This window comes from Micromonospora sp. H33 (assembly GCF_052068455.1).
Lineage (GTDB): Bacteria > Actinomycetota > Actinomycetes > Mycobacteriales > Micromonosporaceae > Micromonospora.
Map to the genome: position 1 here is coordinate 113,350 of NZ_JBQHDE010000003.1, position 18,481 is coordinate 131,830.

Below are 18,481 nucleotides of genomic sequence, written 5' to 3' on the forward strand. Positions count from 1 at the left end.
GCGCGGGGTCAGGACTTGGCGAGGCGTTCGAGGGCGCCGCGGGCCACGTCGGGGCGGGTCGTGTACCAGAACGGGGGCAGGGACCGGCGCAGGAACTGGCCGTACCCCCGGGCGGTCTCCAGCCGGGAGTCGAGCACCGCGACCACGCCCCGGTCGGCGGTGGCCCGGATAAGCCGGCCCACGCCCTGCGCGAGCCGGACGGCGGCGATCGGCACGCTCACCGCCGCGAACCCCGACCCGCCGGTCGCGTCCACCGCCGCGGCGCGGGCGGCGGCGAGCGGCTCGTCCGGCCGGGGGAAGGGCAGCCGGTCGATGACCACCAGCTGGCAGGAGTCGCCGGGCACGTCGACCCCCTGCCAGAGGGACATCACCCCGAACAGGCAGCTCGCCCGCTCCTCCCGGAACCGGCGGACCAGCAGTGGCAGCGACTCCTCGCCCTGGAGCAGCACCGGCAGGTCGGTGCGCGCACGGAGCAGCTCCGCCGCCTGCTGCGCGGCCCGTCGGGAGGAGAAGAGCCCGAGCGTACGTCCACCGAGCGCCTCGACCAGCCCCAGCAGCTCCTCGCCGGCCGCGTCGGGCAGCCCGGAGGCGCTGGGTCGGGGCAGGTGCGCCGCGACGTACAGGATGCCCTGCCGCGCGTAGTCGAACGGGGAGCCCACGTCGAGGGACCGCCAACCGGGCCCGGAGGTGGCCGGGGCGACCGGCTCGGCGGCGCGTCCCCCGCGGGTGGCGGTGGCGAGCGCGGCGGCGGCCGGTGAGGGCGGGGTGTTCGGGACGTCCAGGCCGAGCGCCCGGGCCACCGTGTCGAAGCGCCCGCCGAGGGTCAGGGTCGCGGAGGTGGCGACGACCGTGCGCTCCTCGTAGAGGTGGGTGGCGAGGGTGCCGGCGACCGAGAGCGGGGCGACCACCAGGGCCCGCCGACCGGTGGTGTCGTTCTTCTCCACCCACGCCACGTCGTGGTCGGCCTCCTCCAGCAGCCGCTGCGCCGTGGTCGACAGCTCGTCGAGCACCGCCTTGGCCTGCTGCTTGCGGACCGGGTCCGGGTCGTCGGCCTTGACGTCCCCGATCGCGTCCAGCGCGGCCCGGGTGGCGGCGTCGAGCAGCGTGCAGGCCTCCCGCAGCGGGCCCGGCAGCCCGGCGGTGATCCGCCCGGCCGGTGCCTCGGCCAGCCCGACCGCCAGCGCGTCGCCCGCGGCGGTGAGCGCGTCGGCGGTCTCCGGGCGCAGCAGCGGCCGCGCCCGCCGGGCGGACCGGTCGACCAGCTCGGGCACCAGTTCCGCCTGGGCGGCGGAGGAGACCCGGTCGGCCAGTTCGTGCGCCTCGTCGACGACGAGCAGCTTGTGCGGCGGCACGATCTGCCGCCCGGCCAGCATGTCCACCGCGAGCAGACTGTGGTTGGTCACCACGATGTCGGCCTCGCGGGCGCGGGCCCGGGAGGCCTCGGCGAAGCACTCGGCGCCGAACGCGCAGCGGGCCGCGCCCACGCACTCCCGCGCGGGCATCGACACCAGCCGCCAGGCCTGGTCGTCGACGCCCGGATCCAGCTCGTCACGGTCGCCGGTGCCGGTCTTCTCGGCCCAGTCGCGCAGCCGCTGGATCTGCTTGCCGAGCCGGCCCGCCTCGCCGAGCCACTTCGTGCCCCCGGCGGGCCGCGGAGCGTCGAAGAGAGTGTCGCCGGGCTCCTCCTCGCTGGAGCTGTCCAGGCGGGCCAGGCAGAGGTAGTGGTGCCGCCCCTTCAGCACGGCGAAGGTGGGGCGCCGGCCCAGCAGCGGCTCGACCGCGTCGGCCAGCCGGGGCAGGTCGTGGTCGACGAGCTGCGACTGGAGCGCCAGGGTGGCGGTGGAGACGACCACCGGGCCGTCGACCGTGAGCGCGGGCGCCAGGTACGCCAGGGACTTGCCGGTGCCGGTGCCGGCCTGCACCAGGAGGTGCTCGCGGGCCGCGACGGCCGCCTCGATCGCCGCCGCCATCTCCTGCTGGCCGGGACGCGCGGCGCCGCCCGGAACCGCGCCGACCGCCGCCGCGAGCAGCTCCGCACCGGTCGCCCGCCCGCCGGAGCGCCGGCCACCGGCACGGGACGAGGAGCTGGCGGAACCGGTGGCGGTGCGGGGCGGGGTCACCGTGCGACGGTACCCGCCGGCGCCGACAGCCGCCGTCCGCCCGGCGGCGTGGCGTCGTCACGGTACGGCGGCGCCCGGTTACTTCCCTCCCGCGCCCGTTCGGTCGAATCGGCTAGGGTGCCAGTCATGCCGAGCGACGTGGCCCGCGTGATCTACCGCAAGTACGACGGCAGCGCCCACCGCGACTACCCGGCCCGTCGGCTGACCGAGGACGACCTTGGCGTCTGGCTCGGGGTGCCCGCCGGCACGCCCTCGGTCTACCACGGCCGGCCCTCCGTCGAGCAGATCCCGTTCGTGCTTCTGGTGCCGCACCACGGGTGGTGGACGGGCATGTTCAACCCGCCGCCGCGCACCAGCGAGGTCTACTGCGACATCGCCAGTCCGGCCCGCTGGGAGGACGACGACACGGTCCACCTGATCGACCTCGACCTCGACGTGGTGCGTCGGCGCGGCACCGGCCTGGTCGAGTTGCGGGACGAGGACGAGTTCGCCGAGCACCGCGAGCGGTTCGGCTACCCGGACGAGGTGGTCGCCGAGGCGCAGGCGGCGGCCCGCTGGCTGTTCGACGCGCTCGGCGACGGCACCGAGCCGTTCGCCACCTCGTACCGGAAGTGGCTCGCCCTGGTGGTGTGAGCCGGCGCGGCCGCGACCGCCCTGTCGCGGCACGGCCGCGACCACGCCGACCCGCGGCGCGTCACCAGCGGGGCGGCCAGGTGGCCTCCGGCCCGAGCGGCGGCAGGTCGCGCAGCTTGTCGGGGTTGAGCTGGTTGAAGATGCCGGTGACCCGACCGTCGTCCACCGCGAGCGCGCAGACCAGCCGCAGCGGGCGGCCGTCGCGGAAGACCGTCTCCATCTGCAGCCCGAGCACGCCGTCGACCAGCACCGGGCGCGCCCGCAGGGTCGCGCCGTAACGGCCGCCCTGGCTGAACAGGCCCAGGACGAAGCGGCCCACCTTGTCGGCGCCGTACACCGGGTTGCGCCCCGCCGGGAAGTGACCGCCACCGTCGCCGATCAGCACCACGTCGGGCGCGAGGACCTTCAACAGTGCGTCCAGCTCACCGGACTCGGCGGCGGTGACGAACGCCTCCACCACCCGGCGCTGCTCCACCGCGTCGGCGGTCTGCCGGGGCGCCTCCGGCGCGCTGACGGCCCGGCGGGCCCGGGACGCCAGCTGCCGGGCGGCGACGTCGGTGGTGCCGAGCACCTCGGCGACCCGCGCGAACGGCAGGGCGAAGACGTCGTGCAGGACGAAGGCGACCCGCTGCTCGGGGCTGAGGCGTTCCAGCACGACCAGCAGGGCGGTGCCAACCTGGTCGGTGCGGACCGCCCGCTCGGCCGGGTCGGGCGCGAATCCGTCACTTCGGGGCGCCGCGTCGACCGGCGTCACCACCGGCTCCGGCAGCCACTGGCCGGGGTACGCCTCCCGGCGTACCCGGGCGGAGCGCAGCACGTCGAGGCAGATCCGCGCGCAGGTGGTGGTCAGCCAGGCGCCGAGCTGGCGGATCTCGGCCCGGGCCGCCGGGTCGGCGAGGGCGGCGGCGTACCGCAGCCAGGTCTCCTGTACCGCGTCCTCGGCCTCGCTGCGGCTGCCGAGCATCCGGTACGCGACAGCGGTGAGCCGCCCCCGCTCGGCCTCGAACTCGGTAACCAGATCCGTCACGCGCGACCCCCTTCCCAGGACATGAATTCTCCCGCCCCTTGGACGATCCGGCCGCCCCAAACGTGACAGCAGCCGACCCCGATCCCGCCGATCATGGAATTGTGGCGCCTCGACTTGTCGGGGGCGCTCGGCGAGCGGCCCCGGGCGGAGTGGGTGATGATCCGGGGATGAGTGGGATCGACGGGGCTGTCGTGGTGCCGCCCGTGGGGGCGATGCGCGAACTGCTGCGGGTGGACTCCGGTGACCTGGGTTCGATCGATCCGGGGTCGACGCCCGGGCTACCGGGGCGTGCCGTGACGACGAAGGACCGCAAGGGCTGGGCCCGGGCGCAGGTCCGGCTGCTCGGTGACGAGCTGGGCCGGCAGCAGGAGATGCTCTTCGCCACCGCGAAGGTCCGGGCCGGGGCGGCGGGCGCCACGGAGGCCGTGGCGGACACGAGCGCCGGAGCGGCGGACGCCGCCGAGGCGGGGGCGGCCACGACAGCCGGAGCGACGGGCGCGCCCCGGGTGCTCCTCGTGCTCCAGGCGATGGACTGCGGTGGCAAGGACGGCACCGTGAAGCGGGTGGCCGGCGCGATGAACCCGCTCGGCCTGCACATCCGGTCGTTCGGCGCGCCCACGGCCGAGGAGTTGCGGCACGACTTCCTGTGGCGCATCCGGCGCGCGCTGCCGCCGCCCGGGTACGTGGGTGTCTTCAACCGGTCGCACTACGAGGACGTGCTGGTGGCCCGGGTCGAGTCGCTGGTGCCGGAGGTGACCTGGCAGGCCCGCTACGACGAGATCAACGCCTTCGAGCGGGAGCTGGTCGACGGCGGGGTGGCCCTGGTCAAGGTGCTGCTGCACATCTCGTACGCCGAACAGGGCCGGCGGCTGCTGGAACGCCTGGACGATCCCCGCAAGCACTGGAAGTACGACCCTTCCGACATCGACGCCCGGGCCCGTTGGGACGACTACCAGGCCGCGTACGCGGAGGCGCTGAACCGGTGCGGCACGGACGCCGCGCCGTGGTACGTGGTGCCCGCGGACCGCAAGTGGTACCGGGACTGGGCGGTCGCGCACCTGTTGCGGGAGACGTTCGACACTCTCGCTCTCGGGTATCCGCCTGCCGGTTTCGACGTCCGGCGGGAACGGGAGCGGCTGTTGGGGTTTGAGCAAACGAATGAAGGTGAACGGAAGGTGAACGACCAGTGAATGCCGGCTGGCCAGGGGTGGGCCGGCGAATTCCTGGATCTGCGGACACCTAGCATTCCCACGCGGGCGCCCGTGGGGCGGTCGCCACCCTTCCACCGACACGACGAGGTCCGTGCTGTGAAGTTTTCCTTCCGCCCGAACGAGGGCGCCTTCTACGAGCTCTTCACCAGCGCCGCGCACAACCTGGTGCGGGGCACCGAGCTCCTCAACGAGCTGGCTCTCCCCGGCGTGGAGGTGCAGTCGGTGAGCGAGCGGCTGACCGAGGTGGAGCACGACAGCGACCAGATCACCCACGAGCTGTTCAAGAAGATCAACTCCACCTTCATCACGCCGTTCGACCGCGAGGACATCTACCGGCTGGGCTCCCAGCTGGACGACGTGATGGACCACCTGGAGGCGGTCGGGAACCTGCTCTACCTCTACGGCCTGACCAAGCTCCCCTCCCTGCCGCGCGAAATGCACGAGCTGGTCAACGTGCTGGACCAGCAGGCCAAGCTGACCGCCGAGGCGATGCCCCGGCTGAAGACCATGAAGTCCCTCGAGGACTACTGGATCGAGTGCAACCGCCTCGAGAACGAGGGCGACCAGGCGTACCGGATGCTGCTGGTCCGTCTCTTCTCCGGCGAGTACGACGCGCTGACCGTGCTGAAGATGAAGGAGGTCGCCGACGAGCTGGAGGCCGCCTGCGACGCCTTCGAGCACGTGGCCAACACCGTCGAGACCATCGCGGTCAAGGAGTCCTGATCCTGTGAGTCCCGAACTCATCGCCGTGCTGGCGGTGATCGCGGTGGCCCTGGCGTTCGACTACACCAACGGCTTCCACGACGCCGCCAACGCGATCGCGACCAGCATCTCGACCCGGGCGCTGACACCCCGGGTGGCCCTTGCCATGGCGGCGATCGGCAACTTCATCGGCGCGCACTTCGGCGCCGAGGTGGCCAAGACCGTCGGCAGCGGCCTGGTCAAGCTACCGACCGGCCAGGCCAGCCTCGGCATCGTCTTCGCCGGTGTCATCGGCGCCATCGTCTGGAACCTGATCACCTGGTACTTCGGCCTGCCGTCGTCCTCCTCGCACGCCCTGATCGGTGGCCTGGTCGGCTCGACCATCGCCGCGTCCGGCACCGTGCTCTGGACCGGCATCGGCGAGAGCGTCATCATCCCGATGATCCTGTCGCCGATGGTCGGCTTCCTGCTCGGCTACCTCGTGATGATCGCCGTGCAGTGGATCTTCCGGAAGGGGCACCCGGGCAAGCTCAACCGGGGCTTCCGCTGGGCGCAGACCGCCTCGGCCGCCGCCATGTCGGTCGGCCACGGCATGCAGGACGCCGCGAAGACCATCGGCATCGTCGTGCTCGCGCTCTACGTCGGCGGCTACCAGGACGACGCGACCTTCATCCCGGAGTGGGCGTTCTGGACCTCGGCCGCCGTCCTTGCCGCCGGCACGTACGCCGGTGGTTGGCGGATCATCCGGACACTGGGCCGGAAGATCATCGACCTGCGTCCGCCGGAGGGCTTCGCCGCGGAGACCGTGGCCAGCTCGGTGCTGTACTTCAACGCCCTGGTCCTCGGCGCGCCGATCTCGACGACCCACACGATCACCTCGGCGATCATGGGTGTGGGTGCCACCAAGCGGATCTCCGCCGTGCGGTGGGGCGTCGCCGGCAACATCATCGGCGCGTGGATCCTGACCTTCCCCGCCGCCGGTTCCATCGGCGCCCTGATGTACTTCCTGGCCCGCCCGCTCTTCACCTGAGGTGCAAGGAAGGGCCCCTTGTTAACGCCTGGCGTTGTACAAGGGGCCCTTCCTAACGCGCTCACACGTACTCGACGCCGATCTGGGCGCGGATGCCGTCCAGCAGGGCCATGATCTCCAGCGTCGTCGAGTGCGGGACCAGCGGGCTCTCCAGCAGGCCCTCGGCGAGGCAGCGCTGCACCTCGGCCGCCTCGTCCTGGTAGCCGTTGCCCACGAGCTCCACGCCGACCGTCTCCGGCTCGGCGCCGGCCCGGTGCACGGTCACCGACCCGGGACGGTAGAACGGCTCCGGCAGGTCGATCCGGCCGCCCGTACCGGTGATCGAGGCGGTCAGCGGCGTCGCGCCGACCATGCCGCAGCTGAGCGTGGCGACCGCCCCCGACTCGTACCCCAGGACGATCCCGGTGTTCTCGTCCACACCCTCTGGGCTGATCTTCGCCCACGCGTGGACGTGGTCGGGCACCCCGAGCAGCAGGTGGGCCAGGCTGACCGGGTACACGCCCAGGTCCAGCAGCGCCCCGCCACCGAGGGCGCGGGCCCGTATCCGATGCTCGGGCGGGAACGGCCCGCCCACCCCGAAGTCCGCCCGCACGCTCGTGACCGTGCCGATCGCCCCGTCGGCCACCAGCTCGCACACCCGCCGAATCAGCGGGTTGGTGCGCATCCACATGGCCTCCATCAGGAAGAGCCCGTTCGCGCGCGCCGTCTCCACCAACTCGCGGCTGGTGGCCAGGTCGAGCGTGAACGGCTTCTCCAGCAGCACCGCCCGCCCGGCCCGCAGGCAGGTCAGGGCGGCCTCGTGGTGGGCGGCGTGGGGGGTGGCCACGTAGACGACGTCCAGGTCCGGGTCCGCCGCCAGTTCCGACCAGGAGGCGTACGCCCGGGGTACGCCGTGCCGGCGCGCGAACCGCTCCGCGCTCTCGGCGGTCCGTGAACCGACCGCGACCAGTTCGGCGTCCGGCACCAGCCGGAGGTCTTCGGCGAAACGCCCGGCGATATGGCCGGTGGCGAGGATGCCCCATCGAGTCATGGCGGTCACGCTAGCGAAGATCAGCGGTCCGGAGCAGGGCCGTGAGGTGGCCACGAACGGTGTTGTATCGGGACGAAGCTCCAACGCCCCCGGTCGTCGCCTGGGCCCGCCGCAGGCCGGCGAGGGGCTTTGACACAGGCCCTAGGCTCGTCGCATGACGATCGACCCCCACGGCTTCCCCGCACCACCGGCGCTCGTGGAGCACGCCCGGCGGTTCCGCGCCGAGGGTGGCGTCCCGGCCGTGCCCCGGGTCGCGTCCACCGTGCTGCTGCTCCGCCCGGCCGGAGCCAGCTTCGAGGTGTATCTGATCCGCCGGGTCGCCGCGATGGCCTTCGGCGGCATGTACGCCTTCCCCGGCGGCGGGGTCGACCCGTCGGACTCGGCGGCCCACGTGGACTGGGCGGGGCCCACCCCGGCGCAGTGGGGCGCCCGGCTCGGCCTGGCTCCGGAGGCCGCGCAGGCGGTGGTGTGCGCCGCCGCGCGGGAGGTGTTCGAGGAGGCGGGCGTCCTGCTGGCCGGCCCGGACGGCGGCACGGTGGTGGGCGACGTGAGCGGGGACGACTGGGAGGCGGCCCGGGTCGCGCTGGAGCGGCGGGAGGTGGGCTTCGCGGGCCTGCTCGCCGATCGGGGACTCACCCTCCGGTCCGACCTGCTGCTGCCGTGGAGCCGGTGGATCACACCCGAGTTCGAGCCGCGTCGCTTCGACACTTACTTCTTCGGAGCCCTGCTGCCGGAGGGGCAGCGGACCCGGGACGTCTCCGGCGAGGCCGACCGGACGCTGTGGATGCGTCCGGCGGACGCCTGCGCCCGCGCCGAGGCCGGTGAGCTGACGATGCTCCCGCCGACGCTGGTCACCCTCGGCCAGTTCGCGGCGTGCGGCGACCTGGACGGTGTCGTCGCGGCGTCGGCCACCCGCGACCCGGCCACCCCGGTGACCCCCCACCTCGACCTGCGCCCCAACGGGGACTCCCGCTTCGTCCTCGACTGAAGCAGGCGGCCTCGAACAGAGAAGGAGTGGTCATTCCCGCGGGAATGACCACTCCTTCTCTGTATCTGCGTACCTGGGATGGTGTGGCGCGCCGGGGATGCCGGCGGGTTGGGTGTGGGGCTCAGCCGAAGCGGCCGGTGATGTAGTCCTCGGTCTTCTTCACGCTCGGGTTGCTGAAGATCTTCTGCGTGTTGTCGTACTCGATGAGGCGGCCCGGGTCACCGGTCTTCTCGATCGAGAAGAAGGCGGTCCGGTCGGAGACACGGGCGGCCTGCTGCATGTTGTGCGTGACGATGATGATGGTGAACTTGTCCTTGAGCTGGAACATCAGGTCCTCGATGGCCAGCGTGGAGATCGGGTCGAGCGCCGAGCAGGGCTCGTCCATCAGCACCACCTGCGGCTCGACCGCGATGGTGCGGGCGATGCAGAGCCGCTGCTGCTGACCGCCGGAGAGGCCGGCGCCGGGCTTGCCGAGCCGGTCCTTCACCTCGTCCCAGAGGTTCGCCGAGCGGAGCGCCTTCTCGGCCGCCTCGTCCAGGATCGACTTGCGGCGGACGCCGTTGAGCCGCAGGCCGGCCACCACGTTCTCGTAGATGCTCATCGTCGGGAACGGGTTGGGGCGCTGGAAGACCATGCCGATCATGCGGCGGACGGCGGTGACGTCCACGTCGCGGTCGTAGACGTCCTGGCCGTCGATGGTCAGGCTGCCCTCGACGCGGGCACCGGGGAGCACCTCGTGCATCCGGTTGATGGACCGCAGGAAGGTGGACTTGCCGCAGCCGGACGGCCCGATGAGGGCGGTGACCGTCTTCGGCTCGACGGTGAGGTTGATGTCCTCGATCGCCTTGAAACCGCCGTAGTACGCGGTGACCTTCGAGGCTTCGATGCGCTTCGCCATGGTGGTGGTACCTCCGGGGTTCATCGGCCGAGCCGGTTGCGACGGGCCAGCAGCTTCGCGGCGATCGTCAGGATCAGCACGAGGGCGACCAGGGTGAGAGCGGCGGTCCACGCCCGCGCGGGCGCGTACCGGGACGCGTCACCGGCCTGCTGGTAGACGAAGAGGGCCAGCGACGACTGGTTGTTCTCGAACGGGTGGAAGTTGATCGCCGCGCCGCCGCCGGCGACGAGCAGTACCGGTGCGGTCTCGCCGGCCGCGCGGGCGATGGCGAGCATGACGCCGGTGACGATGCCCGGCAGCGCGGTGGGCAGGACGATCCGCAGGATCGTCTTCCACTTCGGCACGCCCAGGGCGTACGCGCCCTCGCGCAGCGGCGCGGGGACCAGACGCAGCATCTCCTCCGTGGAGCGGACCACGGTCGGGAGCATCAGCACGCTCAGCGCCAACGCCGCGGCGAAGCCGGAGAATCCCGGCCGTCCGTCGTTGAAGTACGGCGAGACGATCAGCACCCAGAACGCCAGGACGAACAGACCCGACACGATCGACGGGATGCCGGTCATGACGTCGACGAAGAACCGGATCGCGAAGGCGAACTTGCCGCGGCCGTACTCGACGACGTAGATGGCGCAGAGGATGCCGAGCGGGACGGTGATCAGCGTGGCGATGCCGACCTGCATGAGCGTGCCGACGATGGCGTGGTACGCGCCGCCCTCCGGGTCCCGCGCCCCGATGTTGTTCATCGAGGTGAGGAAGAAGTTGCCGTCGAACCGCTCCAGGCCCTTGCTGACCAGCGTCCAGACCACCGAGGCCAGCGGCAGGACGGCCAGCACGAACGCCGAGTGGATCAGGGCGCTCCAGGTGCGGTTGCGCGCCGACCGGCGACCCTCGACGGCGTTCGCCGCGGCGAACAGTCCGCCCAGGTAGAGCAGCGCCCCGATCACCACGACCAGGACCGGTCCGCCGATGCCGGTGCCGTACACGATCGCGGCGGCGACCAGCAGCGCGGCGAGCGCGATGGCCGGTGCCACGTACTTCGGCAGCCGGCGGGCCCGCAGCGTGGGCGGCTGGGCCGGCGGGCGTGTGCGGTGCGAGGTGACGGTGGTGGTCATGCGGCCGACTCCGTGAACTCCCGGCGGCGGTAGATGATCGCCCGCGCCGTGATGTTGACGATCAGCGTGATCGCGAAGAGGACCAGACCGGAGGCGATCAGCGCGCCCCGACCCGTCTCGTTCGCCTCGCCGAACGCGTTGGCGATGTTGGCGGCGATCGTGTTGCCGCCGTTCTCGATCAGGTTGAACGAGATGCCGAAGGTGATGCCGAGGGTCAGCGCCAGCGCGATCGTCTCGCCCAGCGCGCGGCCCAGGCCGAGCATCACCGCGGCGATGATGCCGGGACGGCCGTACGGGAGGACCGCCGTGCGGATCATCTCCCACCGGGTCGCGCCGAGCGCCAATGCGGCCTCCTCGTTGGCGGTCGGCGTCTGGAGGAACACCTCGCGGGAGAGCGAGGTGATGATCGGCAGCACCATGATCGCCAGTACGAGCGCACCCAGCAGGATCGAGGCGCCGTACGGTCCGTCGCCGCCGAAGAGGGGGAGCCACCCGAAGTACGTGTTGAGCCAGACGGACAGGTCGGTCACTGGCCCGGAGAAGTAGTCGCGTCCCCAGAGACCGAAGACGACACTTGGCACGGCGGCCAGCAGGTCGATCAGGAAGCCCAGGGCGGTGCCCAGCCGGCGGGGTGCGTAGTGGGAGAGGTAGAGCGCGATACCCAACGCCACGGGGACCGCCATCAACAGAGCCAGGGCGGAGCTGAGCAGGGTGCCGAACGCCAGGGCGCCGATGCCGAACTTCGGCTCGGTGTCGTTCGGCGACCAGCCCTCGTACGTCCAGAAGTTCTCGGTGTTCGCCTGGAGTGCCGGCACCGCCTTGGCGATCAGGAAGACCGCGATCGCCGCGATGACGACGAGCACGGTGGTCCCGGCGGCCATGGTGAGGCCGCGGAAGGCCCGCTCGGCGCCGAACCTGCGGGCCCGCGGCAGTGCGCCGCCGCCGCCCAGCCCGGGTCCGTCCGGGGTGCGAAGTGGTGCCTCGGCCACACGCGCCGAGGCACCGGCGGACCACCCGTGAGTGGTTCCGCCGGTGCCGGCGTTGGCCGAGCGGGGAGGGATGCCCATCAGCTCGCTCGCTCCGATTGAGATACGTGGTGGTGTCAGTCAGGTCAGGAGAGGCTCTTGACCGCGGTCTCGACCTTGGTGCGGACGCTGTCCGGCAGCGGGGCGTAGCCCAGCTCGGTCAGCTCCGCCTGGCCCTCGGTGCTGGCGGCGTAGTTGAGGAAGCCCTTGACCAGCGGGAGCTTGTCGGCGGCGGTGCCCTTCTCGCAGACGATCTCGTACGTCACCAGGACGATCGGGTAGGCCCCGGCCTCCTTGGTGTTGTAGTCGATCTTCATCTTGAGGTCGTTGCCCTGGCCCTCGACGGCCGCGCCCTGGATGGTCTTACCGGCCGCCTCGGCGGTCAGCTCGGCGAACTCACCCGCGCCGTTACCGATCTTGGCGATGCCCAGGCCGGCGTTCTCGGCGAACGACCACTCCATGTAGCCGATGGTGCCGTCGGCACCCTTGACCCGGCTGGCGACGCCGTCCGAGCCCTTGGCGCCGGTGCCGCCCGGGGCCTTCCACTCCTTGGCCTTGCCGAAGGTCCAGTCGGCCTCGGAGGTCTTCGAGAGGAAGTCGGTGAAGTTGTCGGTGGTGCCGGAGGAGTCCGACCGGTGGATCGTCTGGATCGTGGTGGCCGGCAGCTTGGCGTCCGGGTTGTCGGCCTTGATCGCCGCGTCGTCCCACTTGGTGATCTTGCCAGCGAAGATCTTGGCCAGGGTGGCTGGCTTCAGCTGGAGGTTCTCCACGCCGTTGAGGTTGTAGGCGATGGCCACCGGGCCGATCACCATCGGCAGGTTGATGGCTTTGCCGGTGGCGCAGCGGGCGTCCGCCTTCGGCTGCTGGTCCTCCTTGAGGGCGGAGTCCGAGCCGGCGAAGTCGGCGGTGCCGGCGATGAAGGCCTCGATGCCGGCGCCGGAACCCGAGGGCTCGTAGTTGATCGTGACGCCCTGGCACTTCTGCTGGTACGCCTTGATCCACTCGGCCATGGCGTTCTTCTGCGCCGAGGAGCCCTGAGCGTTCAGCGTGCCGGTGGCGCAGTCGACCGCGCCGGCCGACCCGGAGGCGGAGGCGCCACTTGCGGGCTCGTTGTTGTCCGAGCCGCATGCACTGAGAGCGAGCGTCGCGGTAAGAGCGAGGCAGGCGAGAGTGCCGTGCCGCTGGAGCTTCACCTGAGGGGTTTCCCTTCACGTCTGACTGGCATCGCGGCCCCGGGTTGGGGGCCGGGGGAGCCGGCACGCTGACCGGCCTGATGCAAAAGCTAGGAGCGTCAGGTGACTGGTTCGCCGGTCACAAGTGAACGGAAGGTGAACACGTGCGACCCTCGCGGTGGCCGCTCGCTGAGGGCGAGTTGTCCGTTTAGTGAACTCGGCTGCCCCTGTCGGAAGAATGGTCATTTTTCCGGCAGGCCGTTACCGCGCCGAGTCGCGGCCGTTATCCGGCGGTGATGCGGCGGGGCGGCCCCGACCCGGTCACCGGCCCACCGGTCAGCCCCGGTGGTAGTTGACGTGCGCGGACCACCGGGCGAAGCCGAGCCGCTCGTACAGGGCCACCGCCCCGGTGTTCGACTCGTCGACGTAGAGCATCACCCGGTCCAGGCCGCGCCGGTCCCGCAGGTACGCCAGGCCGGCCGCGGTCAGCGCCTTGCCGAGCCCGCCACCGTGGGCGCCCGGGTCGACGCCCAGCACGTACACCTCGCCGATCCGGGCCGAGCCGGGCCGCTCGTGGACCTTGGTCCAGTGGAAGCCGAGCAGCTCACCCGTCGACTCGGCGACGGCGAGCAGGAAGCCGGCTGGGTCGAACCACGGCTCGTCGAGGCGTACCCGCAGGTCGGCGGCGGTCCAGCGGCCCTGCTCGGGGTGGTCGGCGAAGGCTCGCGCGTTGAGCGCCAGCCAGGCGTCGTCGTCCGCGCCCGGCCGGTACGCGCGCAGCGTCACCCCGTCGGGCAGGCGCGGCTCGGGAACCGGGGCGGTGAGCGGCCGGCGCAGTTGCCAGAGCACCCGGGCCCGCCGGAAGTCCAGGTCCACCGCGAGGGCGGCGGCCGAGGGGTGGTCGCCGTGCGCCCAGGCACGCAGCGGCCCGGTCGCCGCCGCCAGCACGCCGCGGGCCAGGGCACGTCCGGTGCCGCGCCGGCGGTGGGCCGGGTGGACGACCATCTCCACCCCGGTGCCCGCCGCCGGGTCGGTGGTGTCCAGGTGCGCGTACCCGGTCAGGGTGCCGTCGTCGGCGCGGGCCGTGAGATGCACGGCCGGAGCCTCCCGGTCCCGAAGCCGGAGGAGGACGTGCTCGTCGAGCGGGTCCGCACCGTCGGCGTCCCCGGCGGCGCGGGCGAGGGCCAGCACGTCGGCGATCTCCGTCGGGTCGAGTCGGTCGGTCCGGTACACCCGGTCGATGGTGTGTTCGGGGCTGCTCACCGGGTCACCGTAGCCCCGTTCCCCCGGCCGGCTCCGGCGGACCGGACGGCATCCGCCGCCGTCGCGCCGACCGGGCGTCCGCCGGTCCTTGCCGCCACGTCCCGCCGCCATGCCCCACCGTCGTTGAGGTCGCCGTCATGTCGCGCCGGGCGGCAGGGCCTCCACCTGGAACCGGCTGGTGAGCTCCGGCAGGATCCGGTAGAGCGCGTCCACCGTGCCCTGCCGGTCGCCGCCGGCATCGTGCAGCAGCACGACCGCACCCGGCTTCGCGCCGGTCATCACCGTCGACGCGATACGGCCCGCGCCGGGCGCGCGCCAGTCGGCCGGGTCGACCGTCCAGTGCAGCGGAATCATGCCCAGTTCCTCTGCCACCGAGACCACCCCGTACGTCCAGGCGCCGCCGGGCTGCCGGTAGTAGGCGACCGGCGCGTTCGGCACCGCCGCCCGGATCGCCTCGGTGGTCCGGAGGAGGTCGGCCCGGATCCGGTCCGGCGACCGGGCGCCGAGCGTGACGTCGTGGTTCCAGGTGTGGTTGCACAGCGTGTGGCCGTCGGCCACGATCGCCTGGATCAGCTCCGGGTGGTTGCGCGCGTTCTCACCGACCACGCAGAACGTCGCCGTGACGTGGAACTCGCGCAGGATCTCGAGGACCTGCGGGGTGTACTGGGGGTGGGGCCCGTCGTCGAAGGTCAGCGCCACTGTCGACGTGCCGGTCGTGCTGCGGGCGCCGTACGTGGGGATGCCGTCGACGATCTCCGGTGCGCTGGTCGCCTCGCCCGAGCCGGGACGCCCGGTGGGGTCACCCGACCGGGGCTGGTCGGCGCCGGTCTCCCCAGGCAGGGACGACTGGTCGCCGTAGTGCGGACCGGTGGCACTGGTGGTGACGCCGGAGCGCAACCCGTCCGGGACGAGGCTGCGGCCGATCGCGTACGCCGAACCGAGCAGCGCGGTCAGCACCAGCGTCACGATGCCGAGGGCGCGGACCGCCGGGGAGACCCGCATCAGTCAGCCCGCCCGTGTCGAACCGCCGCCCCCGTAGTCACTGCACGCACCGGTCGCCCCTTCCACCTCGCCCAACCCGGCAGTCAGAATAAGGCGGGCTAGTAGGGCAAAAGGGGCGAATGCCCAAACGGGGTGGTCAGACGGGCAGTGGTGCGTGCTCGCTGTCGGGCAGCGCCCGCGACGGCGGGACGACGAACTTGTAACCCACCTGGCGGACCGTGCCGATCATCGACTCGTACTCCGAGCCGAGCTTTGCCCGCAGGCGCCGGACGTGCACGTCCACCGTGCGGGTGCCGCCGAAGTAGTCGTAGCCCCAGACCTCGCGCAGCAGCTGGTCCCGCGTGAAGACCCGGCCCGGGTGCTGGGCCAGGAACTTGAGCAGCTCGAACTCCTTGTACGTGAGGTCGAGCGGCCGGCCCTTCAGCTTCGCGGCGTACGTGTCGGGGTCGATCGTGAGTTCGCCCGCCCGGATCGAGCCACCGGCGCCGGCGGTCGCGTTGCTCAGCCGGCCCACGGCCAGGCGCAGCCGCGCCTCGACCTCGGCCGGGCCCGCCGAGGCGAGGATGACGTCGTCGACGCCCCAATCCGCGTTGAGCGCGATCAGGCCGGCCTCGGTGACCACGGCGACCAGCGGCACGCCGAGCCCGGTGGCGTGCAGCATCCGGCAGGTGGCCCGGGCCTCGCTCAGCTCGGAGCGGGCGTCGACCAGCACCGCGTCGGGGCTGGGGCCGGCGACCAGCGTACGGACGTCGCGCGGCGCGGTGCGGACCGAGTGCGGCAGCAGGTCGAGCGCCGGCAGCACAGCGGACGGTTCGCCTGCCCGCGCGGTCACCAGCAGCAGGATCTCCACGATCACCTCCGTCCCGGCGGCCCTCGGCCGCGCGCGACCAGCGGCACACTCCTGGCGGGTGGCGCTGAGAAAATTGCGTGGGTCCCGGCGTCGCTGACGGGCGGGGTAACGGCTTGAGCGTAACCGATCGCCCCGGCTGAGCCCTCGGGCCATTTCCCGTTTGCCCGATGTGCCCTTGATCGCGCAACATGTTTTAACCTCGCCGAAACCGTGACCTCCGTGGTCGCGGCCGGGTCTGGCACGATCGGAGGGTGTTTCCCTCCAGCACGCCGGACACCGGCCGTGACCCGTGGCCAGACCAGCCCCCGGGCGCCCAGCAGCCTGCGCCGCGCCCCGGTGACGGCGAGGAGCGGGCGGAGCGCGGCGGCCCCCGCCGGGCCCGGCGCGGCGGGGAGCCGGCGCGCCGGCCCGCCACGGAACCCAGTGACGAGAAGGACGAGGAGGTCACCCCGCCCGTCGAGGTGCGGCGACCACTCGCGCTGAGCGTCGCCGGCTTCTCCGCGCTGCTCGGAGCCGGTCTGGTGCTGGCGGCGCAGACCTCGGGGCCCGGTCACCGGCTGCCGTTCACGATCGTGGTCCTCAGCGTCCAGTTGCTCTCGGTGCTGGCCTGGACGATGGCGGCGCGGCCACCCGCACTGGCGGTGGTCGCCGCGGTCAGCGCCGTGGCGGCGGTCGCGGCCGACACGGTGGCCGTGCAGACCGACACCGCCCGGCTGATGCCGCTGCTCCAGGTCCTCCTGGTGGGTCTGGTGGCCGCCGTCCTCGGCCAGCTCGTGCGCCGGGTCGACCGGGTGCGGGTCACCGACTCGCTCCGCGGCACCGCAATGATCGTGTCCGGCGTGGTGGCGTTCGGCACACTGATCGTGCTGAGCCGGATCCCGGCGGGGACCCAGACCATCACGGTCTGTCTCATCGCCGCCGGCGTCGCGCTCACCGTCGCCCGGGCCACCGACGCGTTCGCCGCCTGGCCCCGGCTGGCCCCTCAGGTCCCCCGGGGCGCGGCCGGTGTGGTCGGCGGCGCCATGGTCGGCACCCTCGTCAGCGCGGTCCTCGGCAGCTACCTGGTGACCCCGTTCACCCCGACCCGGGCCGCGATCATGGGCCTGGTCGCGGCCGTCGCCGCCGTCCTGACCGACCTCGCGGTCGGGTACGCGGAGGCGGGCCGCCTGATGGCCGGCGAGCAGCCCACCATGTGGGTGGCCCGGCACATGCAGGGCCCCCTCGCCGGCTTCGCCCTCGCCGCTCCGGCCGCATACGCCATGTGCAAGCTGGTCCTCTGACATGTGCAAGCTGGTCCTTTGACCGGAGATTGAGATTTTGCCCGTTCGGGTACCACCGTTGCGCCGCGGCGCGGCACCGGAAGGACGACAGGAGGCGGCGTGACCGAGGAGTACGCGTACCAGGAGCGGCCCCGGCGGCGGGGGCGCCGCACACTCGTCGTCCTCCTCGTCCTGTTGCTTGTCCTGGCCGGGCTGCTGGTGGCGGCCGACCGCGTGGCGGCCGGGGTGGCCGAGCGCGCGATCGCCGACCAGGTCCGGCAGGAGGTCGCCAAGCAGGACGCGCAGTCCTCCCCGCCGGAGGTCGAGATCGGCGGCTTCCCCTTCCTCACCCAGGTGCTCGACGGCCGGTACGAGCGCATCTCCATCGGGCTGCGCGAGGTGCGCGGCTCGGTGCAGGGCGACGCGGTGGCGCTGCCGACCCTCGACGTGGACGCCCGCAACGTGACCGCCTCGCTGGACACCATCCGTTCCGGACGGGGCGACGTGGTCGCCGAGACCGTCAACGGCACCGGCATCATCAGCTACGACAGCCTGGCCGCGCTGCTCGACCGCGAGGGGCTGCGACTGGGCGAGCAGGGCGGCCGCCTCGCGGTGACCGCCCCGGTGGACATCCTCGGGCAGCGGCTGACCGTGACCGGCACCGCCGACATCACGGTCAGCGAGCAGGGAAAGGTGGCCCTGCGGTTCAACAACCTCACCGCCGAGGGGCTGCCCAACGTGCCGCTGGCGCGCACCCTGCTCAACAACTACGCGCAGAGCATCTCGATCGACGTACCCCTGCCGGATCTGCCGTTCCAGCTGGCGGTCCGCGAGGTCCGGCCGCTGCCCGAGGGGCTCCAGGTGACCGCGGACGCGCGCGACGTTCCGATCAACGCGGTGAGCTGACCGGCGACGACGCGTCCCGGATGCTGGTCGGTCCGGTGGCGTCGCCCGGGTTCGCTGGTAGGCTCCCTGCCCATGGGGACGCTCCTCACCAAACGGCGCGCGGTCGACCTGTGCCGCGTGGCCACCTGCCTGTGTCGCCCCGTCATCTGACGGCGGGGCTGTCCTCGGCTGCCTAGCAGCCATCGGCACGCAGGGGCTTCTTTCTTCTCCCGTGCTCTCTTTCCACGCCCGGCAGCGGCGCCGTCGCACGAACCCG

Annotated in this window: 18 protein-coding genes; 8 read left to right on the plus strand and 10 right to left on the minus strand. The window is 72.4% G+C overall.

All coding sequences use genetic code 11. From position 1 onward, the window contains the following. Nucleotides 1-8: 8 nt before the first annotated feature. The gene (locus ACTMS0_RS09695) at nt 9-2,120 is read right to left on the minus strand and encodes an ATP-dependent DNA helicase (RefSeq protein WP_441154811.1); all 2,112 of its coding nucleotides are present in this window, start codon (nt 2,118-2,120) and stop codon (nt 9-11) included. Nucleotides 2,121-2,246: 126 nt separating this feature from the next. Between ACTMS0_RS09695 and ACTMS0_RS09700 the strand changes: the two genes are divergently transcribed. Continuing rightward, nucleotides 2,247-2,753 carry a DUF402 domain-containing protein gene (locus ACTMS0_RS09700; protein ID WP_441154812.1) on the plus strand — a complete coding sequence of 169 codons (507 nt, stop codon included), beginning with the start codon at nt 2,247-2,249 and terminating at the stop codon, nt 2,751-2,753. A gap of 61 nt (nt 2,754-2,814) precedes the next feature. On the opposite strand, the gene sigJ is transcribed toward ACTMS0_RS09700, so the two are convergent. After that, nucleotides 2,815-3,780 (minus strand): RNA polymerase sigma factor SigJ, encoded by a 966-nt coding sequence (sigJ, locus tag ACTMS0_RS09705; RefSeq protein ID WP_441154813.1) that lies wholly within the window; start codon nt 3,778-3,780, stop codon nt 2,815-2,817. A gap of 167 nt (nt 3,781-3,947) precedes the next feature. Here sigJ and ACTMS0_RS09710 point away from each other — a divergent pair, with 167 nt between their 5' ends. The 3 genes from ACTMS0_RS09710 (at nt 3,948) to ACTMS0_RS09720 (ending at nt 6,723) form a co-directional block, all read left to right on the plus strand. After that, nucleotides 3,948-4,970 (plus strand): PPK2 family polyphosphate kinase, encoded by a 1,023-nt coding sequence (locus tag ACTMS0_RS09710; protein ID WP_441154814.1) that lies wholly within the window; start codon nt 3,948-3,950, stop codon nt 4,968-4,970. A gap of 117 nt (nt 4,971-5,087) precedes the next feature. After that, nucleotides 5,088-5,714 carry a DUF47 domain-containing protein gene (locus ACTMS0_RS09715; protein ID WP_441154815.1) on the plus strand — a complete coding sequence of 209 codons (627 nt, stop codon included), beginning with the start codon at nt 5,088-5,090 and terminating at the stop codon, nt 5,712-5,714. A gap of 4 nt (nt 5,715-5,718) precedes the next feature. Further along, the gene (locus ACTMS0_RS09720; protein ID WP_441154816.1) at nt 5,719-6,723 is read left to right on the plus strand and encodes an anion permease; all 1,005 of its coding nucleotides are present in this window, start codon (nt 5,719-5,721) and stop codon (nt 6,721-6,723) included. A 61-nt stretch (nt 6,724-6,784) separates the two neighbouring features. On the opposite strand, the gene ACTMS0_RS09725 is transcribed toward ACTMS0_RS09720, so the two are convergent. Continuing rightward, a complete protein-coding gene (locus ACTMS0_RS09725; protein ID WP_441154817.1) occupies nt 6,785-7,753 on the minus strand; it encodes a Gfo/Idh/MocA family protein in 969 nt (322 codons plus the stop codon). Nucleotides 7,754-7,907: 154 nt separating this feature from the next. Between ACTMS0_RS09725 and ACTMS0_RS09730 the strand changes: the two genes are divergently transcribed. After that, the gene (locus ACTMS0_RS09730; protein ID WP_441154818.1) at nt 7,908-8,741 is read left to right on the plus strand and encodes an NUDIX hydrolase; all 834 of its coding nucleotides are present in this window, start codon (nt 7,908-7,910) and stop codon (nt 8,739-8,741) included. Between the two features lie 121 nt (nt 8,742-8,862). On the opposite strand, the gene pstB is transcribed toward ACTMS0_RS09730, so the two are convergent. From pstB to ACTMS0_RS09765, 7 genes are all read right to left on the minus strand, one after another. Then, nucleotides 8,863-9,639 carry a phosphate ABC transporter ATP-binding protein PstB gene (gene pstB / locus ACTMS0_RS09735; RefSeq protein ID WP_441154819.1) on the minus strand — a complete coding sequence of 259 codons (777 nt, stop codon included), beginning with the start codon at nt 9,637-9,639 and terminating at the stop codon, nt 8,863-8,865. A gap of 20 nt (nt 9,640-9,659) precedes the next feature. Continuing rightward, entirely contained in the window at nt 9,660-10,748 is a 1,089-nt protein-coding gene (gene pstA / locus ACTMS0_RS09740; protein ID WP_441154820.1) for a phosphate ABC transporter permease PstA, read from the minus strand. Beyond that, a complete protein-coding gene (gene pstC, locus ACTMS0_RS09745) occupies nt 10,745-11,815 on the minus strand; it encodes a phosphate ABC transporter permease subunit PstC (protein ID WP_441154821.1) in 1,071 nt (356 codons plus the stop codon). The genes pstA and pstC overlap by 4 nt, the downstream gene beginning before the upstream one ends. Nucleotides 11,816-11,859: 44 nt before the next feature. After that, on the minus strand, nt 11,860-12,966 hold the full coding sequence (gene pstS / locus ACTMS0_RS09750) for a phosphate ABC transporter substrate-binding protein PstS (protein WP_441154822.1): 1,107 nt from the start codon (nt 12,964-12,966) through the stop codon (nt 11,860-11,862). A 315-nt stretch (nt 12,967-13,281) separates the two neighbouring features. Continuing rightward, nucleotides 13,282-14,208 carry a mycothiol synthase gene (gene mshD, locus ACTMS0_RS09755; protein ID WP_441154823.1) on the minus strand — a complete coding sequence of 309 codons (927 nt, stop codon included), beginning with the start codon at nt 14,206-14,208 and terminating at the stop codon, nt 13,282-13,284. Nucleotides 14,209-14,343: 135 nt separating this feature from the next. Then, nucleotides 14,344-15,210 (minus strand): polysaccharide deacetylase family protein, encoded by an 867-nt coding sequence (locus ACTMS0_RS09760; protein ID WP_441154824.1) that lies wholly within the window; start codon nt 15,208-15,210, stop codon nt 14,344-14,346. A gap of 136 nt (nt 15,211-15,346) precedes the next feature. Further along, the gene (locus tag ACTMS0_RS09765) at nt 15,347-16,066 is read right to left on the minus strand and encodes a winged helix-turn-helix transcriptional regulator (RefSeq protein WP_441154825.1); all 720 of its coding nucleotides are present in this window, start codon (nt 16,064-16,066) and stop codon (nt 15,347-15,349) included. Nucleotides 16,067-16,311: 245 nt separating this feature from the next. On the opposite strand from ACTMS0_RS09765, the gene ACTMS0_RS09770 reads away from it, so the two are divergent. The 3 genes from ACTMS0_RS09770 (at nt 16,312) to ACTMS0_RS09780 (ending at nt 18,375) form a co-directional block, all read left to right on the plus strand. Next, entirely contained in the window at nt 16,312-17,340 is a 1,029-nt protein-coding gene (locus tag ACTMS0_RS09770) for a hypothetical protein (protein ID WP_441154826.1), read from the plus strand. A gap of 99 nt (nt 17,341-17,439) precedes the next feature. After that, nucleotides 17,440-18,225 (plus strand): LmeA family phospholipid-binding protein, encoded by a 786-nt coding sequence (locus ACTMS0_RS09775; protein ID WP_441154827.1) that lies wholly within the window; start codon nt 17,440-17,442, stop codon nt 18,223-18,225. Nucleotides 18,226-18,297: 72 nt separating this feature from the next. After that, nucleotides 18,298-18,375: an Ms5788A family Cys-rich leader peptide gene (locus ACTMS0_RS09780; protein ID WP_311202345.1), complete on the plus strand. Its 78-nt coding sequence runs from the start codon at nt 18,298-18,300 to the stop codon at nt 18,373-18,375. Nucleotides 18,376-18,481 lie beyond the last annotated feature (106 nt).

Coding starts and splice junctions, on each gene's coding strand:
- ACTMS0_RS09700 (WP_441154812.1), top strand. CDS start 2,247: ATGCCGAGCGACGTGGCCCGCGTGATCTACCGCAAGTACGACGGCAGC.
- ACTMS0_RS09710 (WP_441154814.1), top strand. CDS start 3,948: ATGAGTGGGATCGACGGGGCTGTCGTGGTGCCGCCCGTGGGGGCGATG.
- ACTMS0_RS09725 (WP_441154817.1), bottom strand. CDS start 7,753: ATGACTCGATGGGGCATCCTCGCCACCGGCCATATCGCCGGGCGTTTC.
- ACTMS0_RS09730 (WP_441154818.1), top strand. CDS start 7,908: ATGACGATCGACCCCCACGGCTTCCCCGCACCACCGGCGCTCGTGGAG.
- pstB (WP_441154819.1), bottom strand. CDS start 9,639: ATGGCGAAGCGCATCGAAGCCTCGAAGGTCACCGCGTACTACGGCGGT.
- pstA (WP_441154820.1), bottom strand. CDS start 10,748: ATGACCACCACCGTCACCTCGCACCGCACACGCCCGCCGGCCCAGCCG.
- pstC (WP_441154821.1), bottom strand. CDS start 11,815: ATGGGCATCCCTCCCCGCTCGGCCAACGCCGGCACCGGCGGAACCACT.
- ACTMS0_RS09760 (WP_441154824.1), bottom strand. CDS start 15,210: ATGCGGGTCTCCCCGGCGGTCCGCGCCCTCGGCATCGTGACGCTGGTG.
- ACTMS0_RS09780 (WP_311202345.1), top strand. CDS start 18,298: ATGGGGACGCTCCTCACCAAACGGCGCGCGGTCGACCTGTGCCGCGTG.